Origin of the sequence: Hyphomicrobium sp. CS1BSMeth3, from assembly GCF_900117415.1 — a bacterium.
In the GTDB taxonomy this organism is placed as follows: domain Bacteria; phylum Pseudomonadota; class Alphaproteobacteria; order Rhizobiales; family Hyphomicrobiaceae.
In genome coordinates this window covers 1,120,203-1,144,249 of record NZ_FPEI01000006.1, presented here as the reverse complement: position 1 = coordinate 1,144,249, position 24,047 = coordinate 1,120,203, and the positions used below count along the sequence as shown (strand labels likewise).

24 protein-coding genes are annotated in these 24,047 nt (G+C 66.3%); 15 read left to right on the top strand and 9 right to left on the bottom strand.

The genetic code is table 11. The features are described from left to right. Positions 1-3 precede the first annotated feature (3 nt). Positions 4-276, bottom strand: coding sequence for an FAD assembly factor SdhE (locus CS1BSM3_RS20450; protein WP_072390198.1), 273 nt, complete (start codon positions 274-276; stop codon positions 4-6). 242 nt (positions 277-518) lie between these two features. On the opposite strand from CS1BSM3_RS20450, the gene recG reads away from it, so the two are divergent. Beyond that, positions 519-2,636 (top strand): ATP-dependent DNA helicase RecG, encoded by a 2,118-nt coding sequence (recG, locus tag CS1BSM3_RS20445; RefSeq protein ID WP_072390195.1) that lies wholly within the window; start codon positions 519-521, stop codon positions 2,634-2,636. A 3-nt stretch (positions 2,637-2,639) separates the two neighbouring features. On the opposite strand, the gene CS1BSM3_RS20440 is transcribed toward recG, so the two are convergent. Continuing rightward, positions 2,640-3,941, bottom strand: coding sequence for an RsmB/NOP family class I SAM-dependent RNA methyltransferase (locus tag CS1BSM3_RS20440; RefSeq protein WP_072394170.1), 1,302 nt, complete (start codon positions 3,939-3,941; stop codon positions 2,640-2,642). Positions 3,942-4,113: 172 nt separating this feature from the next. Further along, positions 4,114-5,067 (bottom strand): zinc metalloprotease HtpX, encoded by a 954-nt coding sequence (gene htpX, locus CS1BSM3_RS20435; protein WP_072390192.1) that lies wholly within the window; start codon positions 5,065-5,067, stop codon positions 4,114-4,116. Between the two features lie 116 nt (positions 5,068-5,183). On the opposite strand from htpX, the gene CS1BSM3_RS20430 reads away from it, so the two are divergent. Further along, the gene (locus CS1BSM3_RS20430) at positions 5,184-5,405 is read left to right on the top strand and encodes a DUF1674 domain-containing protein (protein ID WP_072390190.1); all 222 of its coding nucleotides are present in this window, start codon (positions 5,184-5,186) and stop codon (positions 5,403-5,405) included. A gap of 27 nt (positions 5,406-5,432) precedes the next feature. Here CS1BSM3_RS20430 and CS1BSM3_RS20425 read toward each other — a convergent pair whose 3' ends face one another. From CS1BSM3_RS20425 to CS1BSM3_RS28705, 3 genes are all read right to left on the bottom strand, one after another. Continuing rightward, a complete protein-coding gene (locus CS1BSM3_RS20425; protein ID WP_072390187.1) occupies positions 5,433-6,203 on the bottom strand; it encodes an ATP12 family chaperone protein in 771 nt (256 codons plus the stop codon). Then, complete coding sequence (locus CS1BSM3_RS20420) at positions 6,200-6,883, bottom strand: HAD-IA family hydrolase (RefSeq protein WP_072390184.1); 684 nt, start codon at positions 6,881-6,883, stop codon at positions 6,200-6,202. Before CS1BSM3_RS20420 ends, CS1BSM3_RS20425 begins: the two co-directional genes overlap by 4 nt. 196 nt (positions 6,884-7,079) lie before the next feature. Next, a complete protein-coding gene (locus tag CS1BSM3_RS28705) occupies positions 7,080-7,376 on the bottom strand; it encodes a hypothetical protein (RefSeq protein WP_244540575.1) in 297 nt (98 codons plus the stop codon). A gap of 341 nt (positions 7,377-7,717) precedes the next feature. On the opposite strand from CS1BSM3_RS28705, the gene CS1BSM3_RS20410 reads away from it, so the two are divergent. The 5 genes from CS1BSM3_RS20410 (at position 7,718) to CS1BSM3_RS20390 (ending at position 14,943) form a co-directional block, all read left to right on the top strand. Continuing rightward, the gene (locus tag CS1BSM3_RS20410; RefSeq protein ID WP_072390178.1) at positions 7,718-9,661 is read left to right on the top strand and encodes a putative bifunctional diguanylate cyclase/phosphodiesterase; all 1,944 of its coding nucleotides are present in this window, start codon (positions 7,718-7,720) and stop codon (positions 9,659-9,661) included. Positions 9,662-9,784: 123 nt separating this feature from the next. Then, the gene (locus CS1BSM3_RS20405; RefSeq protein ID WP_072390175.1) at positions 9,785-11,314 is read left to right on the top strand and encodes a class I adenylate-forming enzyme family protein; all 1,530 of its coding nucleotides are present in this window, start codon (positions 9,785-9,787) and stop codon (positions 11,312-11,314) included. Between the two features lie 175 nt (positions 11,315-11,489). Further along, positions 11,490-13,118 carry an apolipoprotein N-acyltransferase gene (gene lnt, locus CS1BSM3_RS20400; protein WP_072390172.1) on the top strand — a complete coding sequence of 543 codons (1,629 nt, stop codon included), beginning with the start codon at positions 11,490-11,492 and terminating at the stop codon, positions 13,116-13,118. 167 nt (positions 13,119-13,285) lie between these two features. Beyond that, a complete protein-coding gene (locus tag CS1BSM3_RS20395) occupies positions 13,286-13,738 on the top strand; it encodes a hypothetical protein (protein WP_083528762.1) in 453 nt (150 codons plus the stop codon). Further along, positions 13,735-14,943, top strand: a complete 1,209-nt coding sequence (locus tag CS1BSM3_RS20390) for a YbfB/YjiJ family MFS transporter (protein WP_072390169.1) — start codon at positions 13,735-13,737, stop codon at positions 14,941-14,943. Before CS1BSM3_RS20395 ends, CS1BSM3_RS20390 begins: the two co-directional genes overlap by 4 nt. Positions 14,944-15,067: 124 nt before the next feature. On the opposite strand, the gene CS1BSM3_RS20385 is transcribed toward CS1BSM3_RS20390, so the two are convergent. Then, on the bottom strand, positions 15,068-15,499 hold the full coding sequence (locus CS1BSM3_RS20385) for a YqaA family protein (RefSeq protein ID WP_244540574.1): 432 nt from the start codon (positions 15,497-15,499) through the stop codon (positions 15,068-15,070). 126 nt (positions 15,500-15,625) lie between these two features. On the opposite strand from CS1BSM3_RS20385, the gene CS1BSM3_RS20380 reads away from it, so the two are divergent. From CS1BSM3_RS20380 to rlmH, 5 genes are all read left to right on the top strand, one after another. Then, complete coding sequence (locus tag CS1BSM3_RS20380) at positions 15,626-16,201, top strand: histidine phosphatase family protein (protein ID WP_072390166.1); 576 nt, start codon at positions 15,626-15,628, stop codon at positions 16,199-16,201. Positions 16,202-16,354: 153 nt separating this feature from the next. Beyond that, on the top strand, positions 16,355-17,059 hold the full coding sequence (locus tag CS1BSM3_RS20375; protein ID WP_072394162.1) for a ribonuclease activity regulator RraA: 705 nt from the start codon (positions 16,355-16,357) through the stop codon (positions 17,057-17,059). A 25-nt stretch (positions 17,060-17,084) separates the two neighbouring features. Next, positions 17,085-17,507 carry a GFA family protein gene (locus CS1BSM3_RS20370; RefSeq protein WP_072390164.1) on the top strand — a complete coding sequence of 141 codons (423 nt, stop codon included), beginning with the start codon at positions 17,085-17,087 and terminating at the stop codon, positions 17,505-17,507. Positions 17,508-17,758: 251 nt separating this feature from the next. Beyond that, positions 17,759-18,169 (top strand): ribosome silencing factor, encoded by a 411-nt coding sequence (gene rsfS / locus CS1BSM3_RS20365; RefSeq protein WP_072390161.1) that lies wholly within the window; start codon positions 17,759-17,761, stop codon positions 18,167-18,169. Positions 18,170-18,218: 49 nt separating this feature from the next. Then, complete coding sequence (gene rlmH, locus CS1BSM3_RS20360; RefSeq protein ID WP_072390158.1) at positions 18,219-18,701, top strand: 23S rRNA (pseudouridine(1915)-N(3))-methyltransferase RlmH; 483 nt, start codon at positions 18,219-18,221, stop codon at positions 18,699-18,701. Between the two features lie 9 nt (positions 18,702-18,710). Here rlmH and CS1BSM3_RS20355 read toward each other — a convergent pair whose 3' ends face one another. Then, complete coding sequence (locus CS1BSM3_RS20355) at positions 18,711-19,478, bottom strand: enoyl-CoA hydratase/isomerase family protein (protein ID WP_072390155.1); 768 nt, start codon at positions 19,476-19,478, stop codon at positions 18,711-18,713. A 148-nt stretch (positions 19,479-19,626) separates the two neighbouring features. Here CS1BSM3_RS20355 and CS1BSM3_RS20350 point away from each other — a divergent pair, with 148 nt between their 5' ends. Beyond that, a complete protein-coding gene (locus CS1BSM3_RS20350) occupies positions 19,627-20,499 on the top strand; it encodes an MBL fold metallo-hydrolase (RefSeq protein WP_072390152.1) in 873 nt (290 codons plus the stop codon). Positions 20,500-20,562: 63 nt separating this feature from the next. Next, entirely contained in the window at positions 20,563-21,012 is a 450-nt protein-coding gene (locus tag CS1BSM3_RS20345) for an HIT family protein (RefSeq protein ID WP_072390149.1), read from the top strand. A 50-nt stretch (positions 21,013-21,062) separates the two neighbouring features. Here the strand turns inward: CS1BSM3_RS20345 and CS1BSM3_RS20340 are convergent, their stop codons facing one another. Continuing rightward, complete coding sequence (locus CS1BSM3_RS20340) at positions 21,063-22,256, bottom strand: type III PLP-dependent enzyme domain-containing protein (RefSeq protein WP_072390146.1); 1,194 nt, start codon at positions 22,254-22,256, stop codon at positions 21,063-21,065. Between the two features lie 230 nt (positions 22,257-22,486). Between CS1BSM3_RS20340 and CS1BSM3_RS20335 the strand changes: the two genes are divergently transcribed. Next, positions 22,487-24,046 (top strand): ArnT family glycosyltransferase, encoded by a 1,560-nt coding sequence (locus tag CS1BSM3_RS20335; protein WP_174263740.1) that lies wholly within the window; start codon positions 22,487-22,489, stop codon positions 24,044-24,046. The last annotated feature ends 1 nt before the right edge of the window (position 24,047 follow it).

Here is a 24,047-nt window from a genome sequence, read left to right as displayed (position 1 = left end):
TGATTATTGCGCGCGCGCGCCGATGCCGTGAAAGTGCTGGATGTCGCGGAGCAGGTCTGCGAGCGCACTGCCCTCGAAGGTCTGGCCGAGCATGAGCCAGCTCTGGAGCTGGGGATCAGGGAGCGCGAGCAGCTCCTCGAAGGCCGTGAGGTCTCCCCCCGCCATGCCCGCGAGCTTGGCCTCCGCGTAGCGACCGAGGAGGAAGTCCATTTCCTTGGTGCCGCGATGCTGGGCGCGGTAGAGCGCGCGGCGGCGGCGCGTTTCGTCTGGTGTCATTGGAAGTGCGCTCCTCGTCCGGCGCGGCCGGCGTCGATCCCCCGGTCATGCGGCAGATCATCGACCCTGCGGAATCCAATCCCGCCCGCACGCCCGAAGGCGGCAGGTCCGGTGGATCGTTTGGACCATCCGAGGCCCAGGGCCACCGGACGATCACGGGCTGTGATATAGCCCTTTAGGCGGCCCCGTCCAAGGGGCACCTGCCATGACCAGATTGAGCAGCCGGCAGCCGACGAGAGCGCATGCGACCAGATCAGCTCGCACCCCTGTTTGGCTCGGCCCGTGGCCTGACCGGCGTCGGGCCGCGGCTGGAGACGCTGCTCAAGAAGGCTGTCCGCCTGCCGCCGGGGATCGCGGCGCCACGGGTCGTCGATTTGCTCTGGCACCTGCCGACGGGCGTGATCGACCGCCGGGCGGCGCCGACCATCGCGATGGCCGTTCCAGGGACCATCGCGACGCTCGAAGTGCGCGTGCTGAAGCATCGGCCGAGCCCGCGCGGCAACAACAAGGCGCCCTACAAGGTCGCCTGCGAGGATGATACGGGCCAGATCGACCTCGTGTTCTTCCATGCTGATCGCAGCTTCATCGAGCGGCAGCTCCCGGTGGGATCGGTGCGGTTCATCTCGGGACGCATCGAGCACTACAACGACCGGGTGCAGATGACGCATCCGGACTACATCGTCGCCCCCGAGGCACGTGACGACCTGCCCTTGCTGGAGCCGGTCTATCCATTGACGGCCGGGCTCTCGGGCAAGGTGCTCGGCAAGGCACTACGCCAGGCTATGGACCGTCTGCCCGCCTTCCCCGAGTGGCAGGAGAACGAATGGCTCGCCAAGAAGCAGTGGCCGACTGTGAGCGAGGCTCTGGCGCGGCTGCATCGGCCCGCGGACGCCGGCGATGTCTCGCCGGGCGGCGCGCCGTGGCAGCGGCTCGCCTATGACGAACTGCTCGCCGGCCAGATCGCACTCGGCCTCGTGCGCCAGAGCCTCAAGGCGCGACCCGGGCGCCAGACCATCGGCGATGGCGCTATTCGCACGCGCATTGCGGCGGCGCTGCCCTTTGCGCTCACGGCCTCGCAGCAGAAGGCCATTGTCGATATTGCCAAGGACATGTCGGCGCCGCACCGGATGCTGCGCCTCCTGCAGGGCGATGTCGGCTCCGGCAAGACGGTGGTCGCGCTCATGGCCATGGCCATCGCGGTCGAGGCCGGATCGCAGGCCGCCCTCATGGCGCCGACGGAAGTGCTCGCGCGCCAGCATCTGGAAACCATCGAGCCGCTCGCCACGGCCTCGGGCCTGCGCGTGGGTTTGCTCACGGGTCGCGAGAAGGGCAAGCCGCGGCGTGAGCTGCTCGAACGCCTCGCAGCCGGCGAGATCGAAATCCTGATCGGCACGCACGCGCTCTTTCAGGACGATGTCGTGTTCCACGATCTCGCCTTCGCGGTGATCGACGAGCAGCATCGCTTCGGCGTGCATCAGCGGCTCGCGCTACAGGCCAAGGGGCGCGATGGCGGCACGGATGTGCTCGTGATGACCGCGACGCCGATCCCGCGCACGCTGCTCATGACGCACTACGGCGATCTCGATGTCTCGCGTCTTACGGAGAAGCCCGCAGGCCGCAAACCCGTGGATACGCGGCTCGCCAATGTCGAGCGCATCGAGGAGATCGTCGACGGGCTGAAGCGCGCCGTGAACGAGGGCGCGCAGATCTACTGGGTGTGCCCGCTCATCGAGAGCACCGAGACCTCCGAGCTGGCGGCTGCGGAGGCACGAGCGGCGCACCTCACGCAAGTGCTGGGGCCTGGGAAAGTCGGCCTTCTGCACGGCGCCATGTCCGGCACATCCAAAGACGAGACGATGGCGGCGTTCTCGTCCGGGCAGCTTTCGGTGCTCGTGGCGACGACGGTGATCGAGGTCGGCGTGAACGTGCCCAATGCCTCGATCATGGTCATCGAGCACGCCGAGCGTTTCGGCCTCGCGCAGCTCCATCAGTTGCGCGGGCGCGTCGGGCGTGGCGCGCGGCAGTCCTATTGCATTCTTCTCTACAAGGGGCCGCTCGGCGAGACCGCGCAGGCCCGCCTCGAAATGATGCGATCGACCGAGGACGGCTTTCTCATTGCCGAGAAGGATCTGGAGCTGCGCGGCGGCGGCGAGGTGCTTGGCGCGCGTCAGAGCGGTGCACCGGAATTCCGCGTGGCCGAGGTTCCGGGCTTCCCGGAGCTGCTCGCCGCAGCACGCGATGATGCGACGTTGCTCCTCCAGCGCGATCCCAGGCTCACGAGCCCACGTGGTGCCGCGATCCGAACGCTGCTCTATCTCTTCGAGTGCGACGAGGCCGTGCGCCTCTTTCATGCGGCCTGAAGCTCAAGCCTTGCGCACGAGGCGCGCCGCATAGAAGCCGTCCATGCCCGACTTATAGGGCGCTTCGAGCTGCAGATGAGAGGGCAGCGTACGCAGGTCGCCGAGCGGCGTGACCCATTCGGGGACGCCGCCAACATCGGCCGCCGCTATGGGCGCGCGCGCGAAGTCCGCGTTCTCGACAAGGAACTGCGCGATCTGCTGCTCGCCTTCCTCGGGCTCCAGCGAGCACGTGCAGTAGACGAGCGTACCACCCGGTGCGACCATCGCGGCAGCGGCCGTGAGAAAGCGCGCCTGCAACTTGCCGAGCCGCTCGACGTCGGCCGAAGTCTTGAGGTGCAGCAGATCGGGATGACGGCGGATTGTGCCCGTTGCCGAGCAGGGGGCATCGAGCAGCACGGCATCGAAGCGCTCGGGCGCGCGCCAGTCCAGAATGTCGGCCTGAATAGTCGTGACGCGATCCGCGAGGGCGAGACGCTGCATGTTTGCATCGAGCCGCTTGAGGCGCGGAACCGAATGATCGACGGCCGTTACGCGCGCGCCGAGGCTCGCGAGCTGCGCCGTCTTGCCGCCCGGCGCCGCGCAGAGATCGGCGACGCGCTTGCCGGCAACGTCACCGAGGAGGCGCGCGGGAAGACTTGCGGCGGCGTCCTGCACCCACCAGGCGCCTTCGGCAAAGCCGGATAGCTCCTCGACCGGGCCGTGCTCCTCGAGGCGGATCGTCCCGGTCGGCAGCACGGTGCCTTTAAGGCGCTCGGCCCAGATGGCGGCTTCTGATGGAGATTTGAGCGTCACATCGAGAGCGGCCTCGTGCAGGCTCGCTTCGGCAATGCGCCGCGCAGCTTCCTCTCCATACGTCCGCGACCACCGCGCGAGCAGCCACTCGGGCACGTCGGTGGTGACCGGATCGAGCGTCGGCAGGATCTTCGGGCCCTGGTCTGCGACCTTGCGCAGGACGGCGTTCGTGAGCTTGTGAAAGCGCTCGGCCTTCGGATCGCGCTGCGCCTGTTCCACCGCGAGATAGATGGCGGCGTGACCCGGCGTGCCGAGCAGCAGGAGTTGGGCTGCGCCGCTCAGCAGGATCAACTCGGCGCGGCGTGCCTCACGCGGCAGCGGTCGCTCCAGAAAACGGCCGAGCACCGTCGAGAGGCGCCCGCGATCGCGCAGCACTGTCGTGGCCAGGAGGCGCGCGAAGGCCCGATCGCGTGCCGGCAGCTCACGCTGGCGCGCGCCGGACTGCGTGGCGCCGAGCGCCTCGTCGAGCGTCTTGCCGCGCCCGAGCACGTTGTCGAGAATATCGACGGCCATCACGCGCGCTTCGAGCCCCGCCGCTGGTGGCGGAGCCGCCGGCTTGCGCTCCTTCTTGTCATGCGGGCTGCGCGAGCGGGGTTGATCCGGCCGGATGGCTGTCTGCGTGTCCGGTTTGCGGTAGCGGCGCTTGGGCGGCGCCTTCGTGCGGTCGCGGTTCAAGTGTCAGCCCTCAACCCCAGGGGCCACGGCCGCCCGAGGGCGCGCCACCACTCCACGGGCCAGCCGAGGGCGACGCCGTTGGCGTCGGCGCGCTGCGATAGCTCGTGACGCCCATCTCGCGGGCAAGCGCCTCGAGCTCGGCGACGCGGTTCTCGGTGTTCGGGTGCGTCGAGAAGAAATTGTCGATGCCGCGACCCGAGAGCGGGTTGATGATGAAGATGTGCGCGGTTGCAGGCGCAGCCTCGGCCGAGGGGTTCTCGATGCGCTGGGCCATGCCGGCGATTTTATAGAGCGCCGAGGAGAGCCACAGCGGGTTGCCGCAGATGTGCGCGCCGAGCCGGTCGGCCTGGTACTCGCGCGAGCGGCTGATGGCCATCTGCACGAGCATGGCGGCCATGGGCGCGAGGATGATCGCGGCGAGTGTCGCGAGAATGCCGGCGCCGCCGCTGTTGTTGCGGTTGCCGCCGAAGAGGGCATGGAACTGCAGCCACTGCGCGAGCATGGAGATGGCGCCGCCGATGGTCGCGGCAATGGTCATGATCAGCGTGTCGCGGTTCTTGATGTGGGCCAGCTCGTGCGCCATCACGCCGGCAACTTCCTCGTGGCTCAGCGTCTCGAGGAGGCCGGTGGTGGCCGCAACGGCGGCGTTCTGCGGATTGCGCCCGGTCGCGAAGGCATTGGGCTGCGGGTTATGCAACACATAGACCTTCGGCATGGGCAACTCGGCGCGCGCGGCGAGCTCTCGCACGAGATTGTAGTATTCAGGCGCCGAGCGCTCGTCGACCTCCTCGGCCTCGTGCATCCGGAGCACCATCTTGTCCGACCGCCAGAGGCTGAAGGCGTTCATGCCGAGGGCGATCACGAACGCGATCACCATGCCGGTCTGACCGCCGGCCAGCCCGCCAATGGCCACGAAAATCGCGGTCAGCAGGGCAAGCAGCATTGCGGTCTTGGCGTATGACATCGAGCACTCCTTGATTTCCGTCGGCCCAGGCTCAAATCGGGGTGGCGGAACATGCACATGCTATATGGTAAGTGTTGCCCGAAATGCCAGATGGAACAGGCAGTCAGGAAGCCGAAGTGACCACCAAAGAAACCCCGAACGCACCGGAGGCGGCTCCCGAGGCGCCGAAGCGGCCTCTGAGCCCCGAAGCTCAGCGCGCATTGGCCGAAGCCGAAGAGCGCCGCCGGCAGCGCGATGCCGAGGCCCGCGAGGCACCGGCCGAAAAGGGCGGCCAGCCCGGCCCCGATCCCGCGCGCTACGGTGACTGGGAAAAGGGCGGCATCATCTCGGACTTCTGAGGCGCGCCGCCGTGGTGCCGAGGTCCCTCAGCTCGCATCGTCCCGTAGCCGGCTCAAGCGGACGGCGGCAAGGAATTCCGACTTCCGGTTTTCGTGGCGCCGCGCCGCTTCGGCATCCGTGCCCCACTGCGCGATCTGCCAGGACTCATCCACGTGTGCGGCACGCCACGCATCGTCCGGCGTGAGGCGCCCCGAGAGCGTGGCCAGCATCAATGCGACCGAGCCGAGCAGCGTCGTCATCACATGCGCCGAAGCAAGTCGGAAGGGCTCGAGCGGTGCCACAGCGCGCTCGATGGCAGCGCGCGAGGCCGCGGACTGATCCACCGGCATGAGCCCGGCGCAAACAGCAAGGTCGGCGCCGTGCGCCTCGCGCAGCCAGGAGAGCACGGGATCCCAGGCGGCGGCCTGGGCGTCCACCAGCCCCGCGGGGCCATCGGCGCGATAGCAGAGAAGGTCGCTGCCGGCGTACTTCACGATGTCCGAGCGCACGGCTTCCTCGCGCCCCTCGACCTGATCGCGGACGCTGTTGGCGAGGCGGGTGAGCGGCATGGTCAAAGGATCGATGTGCTCGCCCTGCGTGGCCCACTCCTCGGCAATGGCTTCGGCCATCGCGGACGTCGGCAGGACGAGGACGAGTTTGCCCGGTGTGCGAAGCGGCCGGCCATCGAGATGCACGGCGTAGCCCCCGCCGCGTGGTGCGACCGTCGCCTCGCGATAGAAGCGCTTGGGCAACTGACGCACCTGTCCGGTGCGCGCGAGCTCGACGGGATCGGGTTTGCCGCTCGTATTATCGCTCATGATGCGGCCTCCTGCTGGGCCGCGAGCTGCAGTTCGATGGCATCCAAGAGATGCAAGCCTTTCTCGACGATCGCATGGGCGCCCGCGCCTCTCAGGCGCTCGCTCGCGTGATAGCCCCAAGAAACGCCAATTGCGCCCACGCCGGCATTCAGCGCCATCTCCATGTCGTACGTCGTGTCGCCGATCATGATGGCTTCATGGGGCGCTGCGCCGGTCTCGGCCATGGCCTGCAGGAGCATCGACGGATGCGGCTTGGAGGGGTGGTCATCAGCGGTCTGGATGGTCAGGAAATGGTCCTCCCAGCCTTCTTGCGCAAGCAGGCGAGCAACGCCGCGCTTGGATTTTCCGGTCGCGATGCCAAGGACGATGTCCGGGCGGGAGGCGAGCGCCGCCACCGTCGCCGAAATGCCGTCGTACAGCGCTTCCTGATGATCGGGCCGGGCCCGGACACCCACAAAGCCATTTCTGTAGGCATCAATGAGCTCGCGGCGCACGGCCTCGCTCTCCCTGGGGGCCAGGACCGCGAGGGCCTCGGGCAGCGACAGGCCCACGATGCCGAGCACGTCGGTGCGCGAAGGCGCCGGCAGCCCGAGGGCGCCGAATGCCTGGGACATGCTCCCGTAGATGGCGTGCTGACTGTCGATCAGGGTTCCGTCGCAGTCGAAAATGACAAGTCGCATCGAACTTTCAATTTGTTTGCATTTGCGCGCGGCCTTGGCCCGGCCCGTGTGCCGCCATCCCGCCGTTCCAGTTCACCGACGGCGCTCTCGCGATCTCGGGCGGCCATAGCACACTAGCCTAATAGTTCATGTCGGCCACGCTCGCAGCATGGCGCTTCGAGAAGTAGCTCTTGTTAAGTTTCTCATGGTAGCAAGATCAATTATGAACAACCACCAGTTGCAGGATATCATGTCCAAAGAGCAACTCAGGCAGGCGCAGGACAGCAAAAGGCGCCTCAGCCGACGTCGGGTTCTCATGACGGGGATCATCGCTTTCAGAAATCATCAATCGACGGTTCCATGTCAGGTGCGGGACCTGACCGATGCGGGAGCCCATCTGCGCTGCGATACCGTCGTGCACGTCCCCCATCACTTCGATCTCATCATCGAGATGGACGGCTTGGAGGCGGCCTGTGAGGTCGCATGGCGCAAGGACAAGGACATCGGAGTCCAATTCCTTCAGCCGCCGGCAAGAACGGCGACGAGGCGCAAGCAAATCGTCAACCCTCTCGGGCCCCAGACGGCGCCGACGCTGAGGCGAAAGCGGCCGGCATGATCCAGGACACTCGAGCGCGGCACCTCGCGCCACGCCCTTTTTTCGCGGGCCACTGAGGTGTGGCGAGATCCGGCACAGCGGCACGAACTGGTGTCAATTTCCCGAAAAGGCGCGGCGCCGAGTTGGGAATGTGTTGTCGGTCGAGCGTGCTCGCGCTTGAGCCCGCCCGAGCGGTCCTGACAATTTGCGAATAGGCGACGTGAGCAGTTTCTTCAAAGCTCAGACAAGGTCACTAGCTCATGCTCAAGGGTCTCGGATGGCTTCGCGGGGATGACCTCATTCTGGTGGCCCGCATTGCTGCTGTCGTACTGGCGATCGAAATACCGGTAGCGGTAGTGGCGACCACATTGCCGGTTTCGCAGTGGGCGATGTCGCTCATCGATGCCGCGCTGCTCGTGCTCATTTGCGCGCCCGTGATCTTCTTCTGGGTAGTGCGGCCCTACGTCCTGGCCCGCGATCTCGCGGAAAAGGCGATGAAGAAATCCGCCGATCAGCTACGTGTCCGCAATGAGCAGTTCAACGCGGCCTTGCAGAACATGCAGCATGGCCTGGCGATGTTCGACGCGCAGCAGCGGCTCATCGTGTGCAATGCGCGCTACGCGCACATGTACGGCCTGTCGCTCGACGATGTGCTGCCGGGAACCCCGCTTGGCCAGATCGTGGAGGCGCGCATCCTGCGCGGGATCTACGCGTTCGGCTCTCCCGAGGCGTACCGCCGGGAGCTTCTGGGCCTCGCCAAGGAAAGAGCGTCCTCCATCGAGCAGCTCAGCGACGGGCGCTGGTTCGCAATGTCACGGGAGCCGCTGGCGAGCGGCGGGTGGGTTTCGACTCATAAGGATGTGACCGAGCGATACCGCGTCCATGAGAGGATCGCTTTCATGGCGCGCCATGACGCGCTGACCGGCTTGCCCAATCGGGTGCTTTTCAACGACACTTTGGATCAGGCCTTGTCGCGTGCGCGGCAGAATGAGCTCGTTGCAGTCCATCTCCTCGATCTCGACCGCTTCAAGTACGTGAACGATACGCTCGGTCACGAAGCCGGCGACAAGCTCCTCCAAGGCGTGACCAGCCGCCTCAGGGGCGCGGCAAGAGAAAGCGACGTGATCGCGCGGATGGGGGGCGACGAGTTCGCGATCGTCCAGAGCGCGCTTTCTCATCCGGCAGATGCCGCCGCGATGGCCCAGCGCATTGTCGAGGCCATCAGTCAGCCTTACGAGATCGATGGTCAGCCGATCACGATCGGGGTCAGCATCGGCATTGCGCTCTTTCCGCGGGACGGGCATCTCGTGGATCAGATCATGCGCAATTCCGATCTCGCCTTGTACCGAGCCAAGGGGAAAGGGCGCGGGCTCTGTGAGTTCTTCGAGCCGGAGATGGAAGAACGGCTCCTCGAAGAGCACACCATGGAGCGAGATCTGCAGCGGGCCGTCGCAAACGGCGAGCTCGAGCTGTTCTTTCAGCCGTTCGTCGATCTCGAGCGCTGCAAGGTCACGGGCTGCGAAGCTCTTCTGCGCTGGCATCATCCTATCAAGGGCCTCATCTCGCCCGCGGACTTCATCCCGCTCGCCGAACGGACCGGGCTCATAAATGCCATCGGCGAATGGACGCTCAGGCAAGCGTGCGCGATTGCGGCGGGCTGGCCGGAGGAGATGCGTGTTTCGGTCAACATGTCGGCGGTGCAGTTGCGTCACCACCGGGCGCTGGAAATGATCGTCAGCGCGCTTGTCGCGTCCGACCTGCCACCGCGGCGCCTTGAGATCGAGGTTACCGAGACCGCAGTTCTCGAAAGCACGGCGGAGACCCTCAACGTGCTGCGAAGCCTGCGGGAGCTGGGCGTAAGCATCGCGATGGACGACTTCGGGACGGGCTATGCGTCCTTGAGCTATCTGCAGAAGTTCGAGTTCGATCGCCTCAAGATCGATCCCTGCTTCATCAAGAATATCATCACGGATCCGAGCTCGTACGAGATCGTGCGGGCGGTGGCCATGCTCGCCAACGGCCTCGGCATGGATTTGACTGTGGAAGGCATCGAGACGCACGAGCAGTTGGAGGCCGTTCGCTCGGTCAATTGCACCGAGGGACAAGGGTTCCTGTTCAGCCGACCGCGGCCGGCTCACGAGATCGGGCCGTTGCTGAAGGGCGAGGAATTGCAGCTCAAGAACAAGATTGAAGCTGCCGCCTAGCACGGGGCAGAGCCGCGCGCCTCCGCCTCGATTGATTTTGCCGCGCCTTGCCCACTGGCGCCCGCCCCCGAAGCCCGTAATGTAGGGCGCCCGGATTGCCCGGGCACGGGCGAGGGAGGCGGCATGAACCTGTCTTACACATTGCAGCGCGTGGCGGAATACCAGCCCGATCGCCCCGCAATATCGGAGGAGGGGCGCACACTCTCCTATGCCGCGTTCGAGGACCAAGTCGCGCGAATTGCGGGCGCGCTCCGCGCTCGCCACGGCCTCAGGGCTGGCGACCGGGTAGGCCTCTGGATGGAGAACTGCCTCGAATACCTGCCGCTCATGTTCGGCGCCTGGCGGGCGGGCCTTGCGGTCGTGCCGATCAACGCGAAGCTCCATGCCAAGGAGCTCCAGTGGATCCTCGAGAACTCAGGCGCGAAGCTGTGCCTCATCACGCCCGACAAACTATCCCAGCTTGCCGAGCTGCCGGGGGGCGTCTCACTGCCGCTGATCATCGAGACGGGCTCGCGGGATCATGCGGCGCTGCTTGCCGGTGAAGCCATCAGCGAGAGCCCGGTGACGATCGATGATGAAGCGTGGCTCTTCTACACGAGCGGCACGACCGGGCGGCCCAAGGGCGCCATGCTCACGCACCGCAATCTGCTGTTCTGCGCGCACGCCTACTGCACGGACATCGACCATATCGATCATCGCGATACGTGCTTCCATGCGGCGCCGCTTTCGCACGGCTCGGGATGCTGGGCGGCCGCCTTCGCGGCGCGGGGTGGGCACAATGTCATCATTCCAGGCTCTTTCGAGCCGGAGCGCATTCTGCGTGCCATGCCGCTGCACTCGAACATCGCGATGTTCGCCGCGCCGACCATGGTGACGCGTCTCGTCACGCATCCGCTCGCGGGCTCTGCCGATACGCGCAACCTGAAGACGATCAGCTATGGCGGCGCGCCGATGTACGTCGCCGATATCAAGCGCGCCATGGAGGTCTTCGGGCCGAAGTTCTACCAGCTCTTCGGTCAGGGCGAGTCGCCGATGACCATCTCGGGCCTGCCGAAATGGATGCACGCCGACAGCGAGCACCCGCGCTACGACGAGCGGCTCGGCTCGACGGGCATCGCGCGCACGGGCTGCGCCATCAAGGTCGTGGACGATCGGGGCCGTGAGGTGCCGCGGGGTGAGGTCGGCGAGATCGTCACGCGCAGCGACGCGGTGATGAAAGGCTATTGGGCGAACCCCGAAGCGAACGCCAAGGCGCTGCGCGACGGTTGGCTCTGGACGGGTGATCTCGGCACCATGGATGCCGAAGGTTTCCTCACCATCAAGGACCGCTCCAAGGACATGATCATCTCGGGCGGCTCGAACATTTATCCGCGCGAGATCGAGGAAGTCCTGCTGACGCACCCCGCCGTGCTCGAAACCGCGGTCGTGTCGCGGCCGCACGCCGACTGGGGCGAGGAGGTTGTCGCTTATATTGTCCTGCGTCCGGGCGTTCAGGCAGGGCCGGGGGACCTCGATCAGCTCTGTCTCGACAATATCGCCCGCTACAAGCGCCCTCGCGGCTACCGCTTTGTTGCCGCACTGCCGAAGAACAACTACGGCAAGATCCTGAAGACCGAGCTGCGCACGTGGCTCATCGAGGAAAGCCGCGACTAGTGTGATGATCGAGAAATTCGCCATCTCCCGGGGCACGGCATCGAGCGAATTTCTCGATCTGAATCACACAAGCAAGTTTATGATTCTAGTGCCCCTTTTGATTCCGAAGTTCGCTCGGGGCGCTAGCATCGAGATGTGGCGAACTGCGGAATCGGGACACTAGGCACTAATACCCATGATCATAGAGCGTTTGGCCAACTGGGTGCGGGGACGCACGGGATGGCAGCGAGCGGCGCTGGCGTGCTCGGCCGGTGTCGTCTCCGTGCTGGCCGTGGCGCCGTTTCACATCTGGCCCGTGCTGTTTGTGACGTTCGCACTGCTCGTTTGGCAGATCGATGGGGCGCTGGCTCTCCCGGCGGGCGTCTCGTGGCGCCATAGGCCCACGGCGCGCGCGGCGCTGATCGGCTGGTGGTTCGCGTTCGGCTATTTCTTTGCCGGCCTCTTCTGGATCGGGGAAGCCTTCCTCGTGGAGGCAGAGAAATTTGCCGCGCTGATCCCCATTGCGGTCACCGTCATGCCGGCCGGGCTCGCGCTCTTCTGGGCGGGTGCCGCGGCGGCGGCATCCCTCGTGTGGCGGCCGGGATTGGTGCGCGTCCTTGCTCTTGCGCTGGCGCTTGCCGCTGCCGAATGGCTGCGCGGGCACGTCTTCACCGGCTTTCCGTGGAACGTGATCGGCTATGCGCTCACCTATCCCGAGAGCCTCATGCAGACCGCGGGGCTGATCGGCATCTACGGATTGAGCCTCGTCGCCGTGCTCGTGCTCGCGGCGCCGCTCGTGGCGTGGGCCGACGGAGCGCCGTTGCGCGGCATGGCAATCTCGGTCGGAACGATTTTCGCACTCATGGCCTATGGCCACTGGCAGCTCGCGGCGGTCCAAGCGGTATCGACCGAAGGACCGCGCGTCCGATTCGTCCAGCCGAGCGTGCCCCAGCGCGAGAAGTGGCAGTCCCAGCACCAGCGGCGGATCTTCGATCTGCACCTCGCGCTGACGTCCCGAAATGCCGCGGGAATTGAGGATGGTGCCAAGGGCGTCGATCTCGTGATTTGGCCCGAGGCGGCTATGCCCTTCCTCCCCCTCGACACGCCCACGGCCCTCGAAGAGCTGGGCAAAGCCCTGCCGGCTGGCACGCATCTCATTTCCGGTGGCCTGCGCGCCGATCCACCCGACGCAAGCGCGCCAGGGGGATCGCGCCGCATCTACAACAGCCTGATTGCCTTCGGTGCCGGAGCAAAACCGGTGGCCATATACGACAAGATCCACCTCGTACCCTTCGGCGAATATTTGCCGCTCAACGCGCTGCTCGATGCCATCGGGCTCGAGCCGCTGACGCGCCGGCGCGGAGGCTTCACCCCCGGTCCGAACCCGCGTCCGCTCATGGCGCTGCCACGCATGGCCAGCTTTGCCCCGCTCATCTGCTACGAGGCCATCTTCCCGCGTGCCGTCGTGCAAGGTGAGGAACGCCCGTCGTTCCTCGTGAATGTCACCAATGACGGGTGGTTCGGCAACACGACGGGCCCGCGCCAGCACCTGCATCAGGCGCGTGTGCGTGCGGTCGAGGAGGGATTGCCCCTGCTGCGCGTGGCCAATAATGGGATCTCCGCCGTCATCGACGCCCGCGGCCGCGTCCTGCACCGCCTGGACCTCGATGTGGTGGGGGTGATCGACGCGCGCGTGCCAGCGGCCATCCCGCCGACCAGCTATGCTCGCTACGGAGATCTTTGGTTTGCGCTCATGCTGTTATGCGGTCTGGCCGTCGTCTTGTCCGGCCGTGTGTGGCAGCCTCGGCCAGCCGGTATTCCGTGATTCGGGGAACACGGCTAAATTCCCCCGGTCCGGCTGGCGGCGGTCGCCTGGGGATGGCAAGAGGGTGCGATCTTACTGATCCTGCCAAACAAGCAATAATGGGGGCCCGGCGGGCCGACCAGGAAGGAAGCTCGGAGTTGGTGCTCGCTCGCGCGATACGTGGGGGTTTGGCTGCAGCGGTGGCGGCGTCCGCGCCCGCAGCGGCATTGATCCTGTCCCTCTCGGCGCCTGCAGCGGGCCAGGACGTCGGTTGCACGCGCCAGGCCTTCGAGTCGGTCGTCGGCCAGTCGGCGGCGGCGCTCCGGGATCTCACCAGCCAGAACCGGCCGCTGTTCCAGTCCCGGCTCAGGGCACTCAGGGACAAGCGCGGCTGGGCGCACGACCAGTTCCTCAAGGAAGCGGCGCCGATCGTGCAGGACGATCGCACCGACGCCTTCGACAAGACTTCGAGCGAGCTGCTCGCCGACATCGAGCGCATGGGCGCGGAGGGCTCTGCCGCGCCGACGCCGGACTGCGCCGCGCTCGCCCGTCTGCGCACGCGCATGGAAGCCCTGGTCGAGGCCCAGAAGCAGAAATGGGCCTACCTCATCGAGAAGGTGGATCGGGAGCTCGCGCGATGAGCGAGCCCGCGGCGGCCTCGCCGCCGCGTGAGGGGCAGGCAAGCATGGATGGCTGGCCGGCATGGCGGCGGGTGGCGCTCGGCGGCGGGGGCGGCATGTTCGTCGGCATGGGCCTCGGGCGCTTTTCCTACACCGCGATGGTGCCGGCCCTGATCTCGTCCGGCCAGCTCAATGTTCTCGAAGCCGGCCGCATCGGCGCGATCAATATCGCGGGCTTCGCGCTGGGTGCGCTGATCTCGGTGCCGATGAGCGTGCGCGTGGGCGCCTTTCGCCTGCTGACGGTCGTGGCAATCCTCTCCGTGCTGGCGCTTACGGCCTCGGCTGTCCCGCTGGGCTTCGCTTGGCTCGGCTTCTGGCGCGGGCTGGTCGGACTGACCGCTGGCATCATCATGGTGCTCTCGCTGGCGCTGATCGCATCGACGGCGCCTTCCGCATGGCGCCCGGTGGCGGCGAGCTTCGTCTTTGCCGGCGTCGGCCTCGCCATCTTCATGACGGGCATTCTGGTGCCGCGCCTGCTCGAGCGGGGATTGGCAACCGCCTGGCTTGGCCTCGCGGCTTGCGGCTTCGCGGCGATGATGCTTGCCATCTGGGGATGGCGGGGGGCGCCGGCTGCGAGCACGCCTGCTCCCGCACGCCTGGGCGCGGCCACCCCATGGACATGGCCGCTGCGTTTCCTGCTCGCGGGATATTTCTTCTTCTCGATCGCCATCGTGCCGCACACGCTCTACTGGGTGGACTACCTTGCGCGCGGGCTCGGGCTTGGCATGGCCGAGGGCGGCCTTCACTGGAGCATCGTCGGCATAGCCTCGGCGCTCGGCCCATGGTCCATGGCCGCGCTGGGGCTGCTGCTCGGCACGGCCTGGGCGCTGCCGCTCTCTTTCATCACGCTCGGTCTTGGCATCGGTGCGCCGCTCCTGAGCGGTGCGAGCGGCGTACTCTTCCTCTCGTCTGTCCTCTTCGGAGCGCAACCGGGCCTCTCAGCGCTCATGGCCGCGCGCGTGCGCGATCTCGCCGATGCCCAGCACATGCCGCGGCTCATGCGCGCCATGATCCTGTCGAGTGCAGGCGGCGCTGTCGTTGCCGGCGCTGTGCTGCCGCAGATCTACGAGCTCACGCAGAGCCACGTGCTGATCTTCGCGATCGGCGGCGGCGCCATGATGCTCGGCGGCCTGCTCGTGGCGCCATGGGGAGGCGTGCGGCGGTGAGGTATCGCGCCTTTGGCGCGAGCGAGGCCGCGGCCTCGCGCTCCGCATCGTGCCGGAGGCGCGTGTCTTCGACACGACGGACACCCCCGGAGCCCCCGTCTTTTATGGAGTTGGTCCCGTATCCCTACAGACCGAATGCCAGCACAGCGTAGCGCGCGCACTTTCCGATGGCGACGAGCGGCAGGAAGAGCGCGAATGGCACGCGCAGCACGCCGGCGATGAATGTCAGCGGATCACCGATCACCGGGACCCACGCAAGGAGCAGCGACCACAGTCCCCAGTGCTGGAAGCGCGCGCTGGCAGCCTCGATCGTCTGCGGCGTGAACGGGAACCAGCGTCGCCCCTCGAAGCGGCGCGCGTGAATACCGAGCCACCAGTTGAAGACCGATCCGCCGACATTGCCGATGGTCGCAGCAACCAGAATGGCCCACGCAGGCGCGAGGCCGGCCTTGATCTGAGCGATCAGGATGGCCTCGGAGGGCAAGACCAGCAGCGTCGCCGCGCCAAAGGCCGAAGCGAGCATGATGAGCAGCGGCCAGAGCGCGTCCAACGTCAAGGTCTGTTCCCACCCGGAGTTTGGCTCTCTGTAGCCGAGAAGGTGGGCTTCCTGACAGGCGACAAAGCATCCGATAGGATCCTGTCCCCGTCCTATGCCGTCCGTCTCCGTCCCGTGAGCCTCCGCATGATCCCCAAGCGGCCCTTCTATTTCCTGCGTCATGGCGAGACCGATTGGAACCGCGAAGGCCGCTATCAGGGGCACGCCGACGTGCCGCTCAATGCGGCGGGGATTGCGCAGGCCAAAGCTGCCGGGGAAGCGCTGGCCGGCGCGGAGATCACCCGCATCGTCACGAGCCCGCTCGTTCGCGCGCTCAAAACGGCCGCCGTGGTCGCGGAGCGCCTGGAGCGCCCGCTCCATGTCGATCGGGGCCTGATCGAGCGCAGTTTCGGCGCTTTCGACGGGCAGGTGATCCGTGAGGTGAAGGAACGCCACGGTTTGCGGCCGGATCAGTCCTCGCGGAATGTTCTGCCGGCGGATGCCGATCCGTGGACCGAGATCTTCGAACGCATTCCGCCGGTCATTGCTCGATGGATGATCGCGCACCCGGAGGAAAGACTCTTGTTCGTTGCTCATAGCGGCGTCTTCGATGCCATCCACGAGCACATGCTCGGGGCGCGGGCGGGACCTGAGTCGCGCCATGGAATGCCTTATCTCGCCACCCCGACGGACGCGGGCTGGGCGCTCAATGCGCTATTGTGAGCCCGGCTCGGAATTGGAGATGCGCGCCAATTGGGCACGCTCTCCCATGGACGCCGGGCTGCCGAGGGCGTATCAGCCGGGAAAGTGCCGGCCTGAAAATCCCTGACTGTTCACCCGAGGAGATGCCCAATGAGCACGGAGAAAGCCGTCGACATGACGCTCGACGCGAGCGCGGTCGCGACCCTGTCCAAGATCACCACCGCGACCATCACGACCATCCTGCTCAAGAAGGGCCTCAGGAACACCTGGATGCGTGGCACGCGCCCGCTGCGCCCCGACCAGCCGCGCATCGTCGGCCGCGCCTTCACGCTGCGCTTCGTGCCCTGGCGCGAGGATCTCGCGACGCCCGAATCCTGGTCCTCGCCGATCTCGACGCGCGCGGCCATCGAGGCCATGCCGGCGGGCTGCATCGCGGTCGCCGATGCCATGGGCGAGACCGACGCCGGCATCTTCGGTGACATCCTCTGCGCGCGCATGGTCAAGAAGGGCGTGGCCGGCCTCATCACGGACGGCGTGGTGCGTGACGTCTCGGGCGTGCTGAGCACGGGCCTCCCGGTGTGGTGCCAGGGTGGCGCGGCGCCGCCGTCGGTCGCGCGTCTGACGTTCGTTGCGTGGCAGCAGCCGATTGCGTGCGGCGGCGTTGCGGTCTTCCCGGGCGATGTCGTGGTCGTGGACGCGGATGGCGCGGTGCTCATTCCGGCAGCCCAGCTCGAGACCATCCTCAAGGAAGGCCCTGAGCAGGAGCGCATGGAAGGCTGGATCATGGACGAGGTCGGGAAGGGGGCGGCGCTGCCCGGACTCTATCCCATGAACGCCGAGACCAAGGCGCGCTACGAGGCCTCGAAGGGCAAGGGCTGACGTTTCCGGCCCGCTGGGAGGCCAAATGGCATTGCGGGGTAGCTGCCTCTGCGGCGGTGTCCACTACGAGATCACGGGCGCGCTGACCGGCGCGCTCAACTGCCATTGCTCCACGTGTCGCAAGGCGCATGGCGCGGCCTTCCGCTCGCGGGCGCGGGTCGCAGCCCAGGACTTCCGGTGGATTCAGGGTGAGGAACTGGTGACCTATTACCAGTCCTCGCCCGGCACGCATCGCGGCTTCTGCCGCGTGTGCGGCACCGCGCTCCTCAGCAAGTTCGATTTCGATTCATCCGCCTATGGCCTGCCGCTCGGCCCGCTCGATGACGATCCGGGCATCAAGCCGGAGCGGCATGTCTTTGTCGGCAGCAAAGCCCCCTGGTTCGATATCACGGACGACCTGCCGCAATTCGAGGAGCTCCCGCCCCGGGCGGGCTGCCAGACTGGTTGAATGTGTGGCCGGCTTGCCACCTCGAGCCGTCCGGCGGTTGCGACAGGAGATATAACCTCCTGAAATATCAGCCAGAGCCGCCTTTGTGCGCATGATGCTTGTAAATCTGGCGCCCGCCATCATATGCTTTTGTGTGCCGGCAGAATTCGCCGGCGGTGCGGGGCCTTAATCCTGTAAGCGAGCCCGGCACTTTCAGACCACCTGGTCGCATGACCATAAGGGTCGGATGACGAAGGGACGCTCACCAAACGATGAGAACCACGCCCGAGGGTGCTCGCGCGAGCACACCTCCGACTGAGTTCGTGTCCGAACGACGCGACTCTGCTGCCCTGCTGGACCGCGTAGTCCACTGGCTCGACGACGCCAAGGCTGAGGACGTCGCCGTTATAGATCTCAAGGGCAAGACCTCGATCGGCGATTTCATGATCATCGCGACGGGCCGCTCCGATCGCCACGTCAACGCGATCGCCGAGCAGATCCTGCAGGCCTTCAAGGATGCCGGTTGCGAGCGTGTGCGCGTCGAGGGCCAGCCGCAGTGCGACTGGGTCCTGATCGACACGGGCGATATCATCGTGCACGTGTTCCAGCCTGAGATCCGCGCCTTCTACAACCTGGAAAAGATGTGGTCGGCGGATCGCGGCGCGGAGCCCGTCGCGCACTAGGCTGTCGCTGAGGGCGCCGGCGCGGCGCGTTATCCTGGGAGGGGCGGCCATGCGGCTGGTCATCGCTGCCATCGGCCGTCTCAAGGATGACGGTGAGCGGGCGATCATTGCCCGCTACATGAAGCGCGTTTCGAGCGGGAAGGTGATCGGGATCTCACCGGTCACCATCGAGGAGCTTCCCGAGAGCCGGGCGGGAGAGACCAACGCGCGACAGGCCGATGAGGCGGCGCGCCTGCTTCATGCAACGGCGGATTGTGATCTCAGGATCGTTCTCGACGAGCGCGGGCGCCTGATGTCGAGCGCCGAATTCGCCGAGTATCTCGGCGTGCGGCGGGACGAGGGCGTGAAGTCCGCAGCACTGCTCGTCGGCGGGCCCGATGGCCATCCTGCAAGCCTTACCGGCAAAGGGGCGCACCTGACGCTCTCGCTCGGCCGCATGACGCTGCCGCACGGGCTTGCCCGCGTGGTGCTGGTCGAGCAGGTCTACCGCGCGATCACCATCCTTTCGGGCCACCCGTATCACCGGGCCTGATCACAGCGCTCACTTCTTGCGCTGGGCACGCGCGGCAATAAACCCCTTCATGATGCGCTGCGGCTCGCCGGTCGCGTAGGCCTCGAGCGAATAGCGGACACCGGCGGCGGTCGCGTCGTCGAAGCCGGGCTGAGTGGTTGTGCGGAAGCGCTCTTTGGTGAGCTGCATGGCAACGGGCGGGACCTTCAGCAGGTCTTCGGCAATGGCGAGCGCTTTCGTCAGCACCTCGCCCTCCGGCACGAGATGATCGACGAGGCCGATGGCATGAGCACGCTCACCGCCGACGAGCCCGCCCGAGAGCGACAGCTCACGATTGGGCCCATGGCCGACGTAGAGGCCCATGAGATATGTGCCGACGATGCTGGCGAGCCCCGCGCGCGTCTCGGGCTGACCGATACGGGCAGCAGGATGTGCGACGCGCACATCGCAGCAGAGCCCGATCTGCATGCCGGCGCCAGCGGCAATGCCGTTCCAGGCCGCCACCGCCGGTTTCGAGAGGTCGCGCACGGACTGGTACATGACACGCATGGACGTGCACCAGCCGCGGACCTGATCGATAGTGAGGTTGGCCGTCTCGTTGAGGTCCTGGCCAGCGGAGAAGGCCTTGCCAGCGCCGGTGATGACGACGGCGCCCACGGTCGCGTCGGCTTCGGCCTCCTTCATCGCAGCCGTGAATGCCGCGCGCAGCTCCGGGCTCACCGCATTGAGCACAGCGGGCCGATTGAGCGTCACGATCTGCACAGGCCCGCGCATTTCTTTCAGGACCAGTTCGGCCATCGCCATTTCCTCCGTTTGTTGGCCGCATCGTGCGTCACGGAGAAGCCCGGCGGCAATAGGGGACCCGCATGTCGCCCATGCGGCTTGCGTGCTGGCCTTCCATCACGCCATGATCGGCCAGCAACGAGATCCCGGGAGGAGACGGCGCATGACCCTGGCCCAGATCGGCGACTTCGCCATTGACCGTGTTGTGGAGCTGGAATTCCCCGCCTTTGTTGCGCGGGAGTTCTTCCCCGCCTGCACGGACGCCCAGCTTGCCGATGGCAAGGCCCGTCTCGGCAAGCTCATCAGCGCCGACGACAAGCTGCTCATGAGCTTTCACACGTTCGTCGTGCGCACGCCGAGGCATACGATCCTGATCGACACCTGCTGCGGCAACAACAAGCCGCGCCCCGCGCGCGCCGACTTCAGCATGATCCAGACGAACTACCTCGCGGACCTTGCGGCGCTCGGCGTCAAGCCCGAGCAGGTCGACTACGTCATGTGCACGCATCTGCACTGGGATCATGTGGGCTGGAATACGCAACTTCTCGATGGCCGCTGGGTCCCGACCTTCCCCAATGCCAAGCACATCATGGCCAAGCGCGAGTACGACTTCTGGGATGCCGAGTACGCCAAGGGCGACAGGAACAACATGCACGTGCTGTCGTTCGAAGACAGTGTGCTGCCCATCAAGCGCGCCGAGCAGGCCGTGCTCGTCGACGACGATTTCGAGCTGGAGAAGGGCATCTGGCTCGAGCCATGTCATGGCCACTCGCCGGGGCTCGTGCTCATCAACGTCGAGAACGGCGGCAAGCGCGGCATCTTCGTCGGCGACGCCATCCACCACCAGCTCCAGCTCCTCTATCCCGATCTCTGCTGCCGCGTGGATACGGATATGACGCTCTCGGCCAAGAACCGGCGGGCCTTCCTGGATCGCACCGCCGACAGCGACATGCTCGTCATGCCGGCGCACTTCCCTATGCCGACGGCCGGACGTGTCGTTCGCGACGGCAATGCTTTCAGTTTCAAGGGCGCGTAGTTCGCGCCTTCAACGCCGCCCCAACAGCGACGGTTCGCAAACGACATCCTGAAAGGTATCACCTTGAAAGAGGAACATTCACACGGCGCGTGTCTCTTCTGCCGGATAGCGCGGCGGGAGATCCCAGCGCACGAAGTCTTCCGCAATGAGCGCCTGGTCGCCTTTCTCGATATCGGCCCGATCCGTGACGGGCACGTTCAGATCGTTCCCCGCGAGCACTACGAGACCTTCGACGAGCTGCCGTTGGAGCTCTGCTCGGAGATCATGGCATTGGGCCAGCGGCTCGCGAAAGCGCAAAAGCAGATCTACGGCGTGCAGCGGGTGGCCTTCATGTTCACGGGCGGAGACATCGCTCACGCGCACGCCCACATCGTCCCGCTCGTGGAGAAGACCGACATCACGTCGCGGCGGTATATCGTGGAGCCCGAGCTCACGTTCCGCGCCCTGCCTAGGGCCAGTGACGAGGCGCTTCGCGAGACCGCGGCGGCCTTGGCCTCACACCTCGGCGGATAGTGCCTGCCGAGGGGGCGCAGCCGCCACCCTCGGCAAATGCTGCTGCACGGCTAGACCGTTGCGCCCGCTTCGGCGAGCGCGACGGGGCGAGAAACCGCCTCGTCGCCGTACATGGTGTAGATCGGCGGGTCCTTGAGGATGACCTCATCGTAGAAGCCATAGCCGTTGAACTTGCCGGCGATGGCGCGGGCATAGGCGCCCGTATTGCCGATCTCGATGTAGTCGCCCTCGCGGATCGATGCGGGCAGCATGAAGGGGCCCTTCATGTGGTCGATCGAGTCGCAGGTCGGCCCCCAGAACTGAAAGGGCGCGAGCGCCTTCGGGTCGCGCACCTCGCGGCCGACCAGGCGCACGGGGAACGTGAAGCCGAGGTGCGCGGCGTCGAACAGCATCCCGTAGCTGCCGTCGTTGATGTAGAGATCGCCGCCGCGGCGGGCGTCGACGCGGACGATGAGGCTCTCCGACTCGGCTGAGAGTGCCCGGCCCGGCTCGCACATGAGGCGGCAGTTGCTCGCGACAGGCAGCGTCGCGAAGCTCTCGCGGATGACCTGGATGAAGTCCGAGAGCGGCGCCTGGCTGTCATCCGAATAGCGCGCGGGAAAGCCGCCACCGACATCGATGCCGTCGATGACCACGCCTGCCCGGGTGATGAGCTTGCGCGCCTCCGAAAGCGCCGAGGCATAGGCCTCGGGTGCCAGCGTCTGCGAGCCGACGTGGAACGAAATGCCGAGCGACCTCGCCACCTGCCGCGTCTTCGTCAGCAGGCGCACGGCCGCCGCGCCCGTGATCCCGAACTTGTTCTGGAGCGGGATGACGGCGTTGATGGCCGGTACGGCGATGCGTACCCAGAGCGAGAGATCGTGCGCGCCGCCGGTCTCCTCGACGATCTTCTTCAGCTCGTCCTCGCTGTCGAGCGAGAAGGAGCGGCAACCGAGCGCGAACGCGCGCCGGATCGCGTGCCGCGACTTCACGGGATGCATGAAGTGGAACGTCACGTCGGGGATCGTCTTCGCATCCTCGAGCTCGGGGAGCGAGGCGACGTCGAAATGGCGGATTCCGGCGCCGTACAGCGCGCCGATCAGAAAGGGCGTGCTGTTGGCCTTGTAGGCATAGGCGATATCGCCGGGAAAGTTCGCAAGGAACCATCGCGCTGCGCGACCCGCGGCGTGCGGACGCAGGCCGATAATGGGCTTCTCGGGCTTACGGGCTGCAATCAGCGCCGAGGCAGAATGAAACGTCTCCATCCCATGGGACCTCCACCAGTCGACCTGTGACCGGGCGAGCTGCAGGAAACCAGCAGAGATCGCCGCACTTGCGGGTGCACATAAGTTGCGCTGGGTCGCATGTAAAGACCTTTCAAGGCCATAGCTCGAATATGTGCTGGCCGGTGGAGTGTTACCGAACCGACACTCGCGTGTTGCCAATCTGTCATAAACCCTTGCTAGCGTTTCGCCGTTGGTTGGGGGGCTTTCCAATGGTGGCGTCGCAGACTGAGACGGATCTCGCTCCTGAGCGAGGTCAAGCACAGTCCATTACGCCGGATGCGGCGGCCGGGGCGGGCAACCGGTCCGGCCGCACATCCTGGGCATTGCTGCTGACACTCGTTCTTGCGGCTGTCGCCGTGTTTCGCTTGGCAGCGCTGGCGTTTAACGGCACCGACCTCTTCGTCGACGAGGCGCAGTACTGGACCTGGGCCCAGGCGCCCGCTGCCGGCTACTACTCGAAACCACCGCTCATCGCCTGGATCATCGCGGCTTCCACGGCGGTCTGCGGCGATGGCGAGTTCTGCGTTCGTCTGCCGGCAACATTGATGCATCTGGCCACGGCCGTCGTCATCTATCTGGCGGCCCGGCGCCTCTACTCGGAAGAGATCGGATTCTGGTCGGCGCTGGTCTACGCGACGCTCCCCGCGGTCTCTCTCTCATCGGGCATCATCTCCACGGATGTGCCGCTGCTGTTGGCCTGGGCACTCGCCCTCCTAGCTTTCGCGCACCACCTGTCAGCCCCCAGCTACGCGAGTGCGCTCCTGCTCGGAGCGGCTATCGGCTTCGGGCTCAATGCGAAGTACGCCATGGCCTACTTCGTGCCGTGCATCGCGATCTACTTCCTCATCGCGCCCGAGCACCGGCGCCTGCTGCGCACGCCCCATCTCTGGCTCGCGCTCGCGCTCGCGGTGGCGCTCATCCTGCCGAATGTCGCCTGGAACAGTGCGAACAGCTTCGTGACCGTGGTGCACACGGGTGAGAACGCCAACTGGAAGGGGCTCGTGCTTCATCCGGGGAAGGCAGCGGAGTTCCTGCTCTCTCAATTCGGCGTGTTCGGGCCCATTCTCTTTGCCGCTCTGATCACGTTCCTCTGGCAGACGCGCGGCCGCCTTGGTGCGCTCGCCGCTCCCGACAGGCTGCTCCTCGCCCTCTCCGTGCCCATCATCCTCGCGGTGACCGTCCAGGGCCTCTTGTCGCGGGCACATGCGAACTGGGCCGCGCCGGCCTACGTCGCCGCGACCATCCTCGTCACGGCCGTCATGATCCGTGACGGCGCCTGGGTGCGTCTCAGAACCTCGCTCGTGCTGCACGTGGTCGTTGCGCTCGCGCTCGCCGCGGCAACCTGGCAGGCCGGTCGCTTCACCCTCGCGTTCGTCGGCGATCCGTTCGCGCGAACGCTCGGAAGCCGCGAGATCGCCGCGCTGGTCGGGCGGCTCGCGAACGAGACGCAGCTCGACGGCAAGCCGGTGACCGCGATCCTCACGGCCGACCGCGAGATCGCGGCGGCGCTCGGTTACTACGGCCGCGCCCTGCCCCTGAAGGTCCTTGCCTGGCGCGGCGAGCGACCGCGCAATCACTTCGAGCTGGTCCACCCTTTCACCGAGCAAACGCTGACGCCCGTCCTGCTCGTCTCCCAGTCCGCGCCCGATCCCGCCATCACTGGTCAGTTCAGCCGCATCGTCGTGCTCAACACGGCGTCGGTTCCGGCCGGCGCGTTCGCGACCCGGACGCTCCATCTCGCCGTGCTCGACGGTCTTCTCAAGAGGTAAT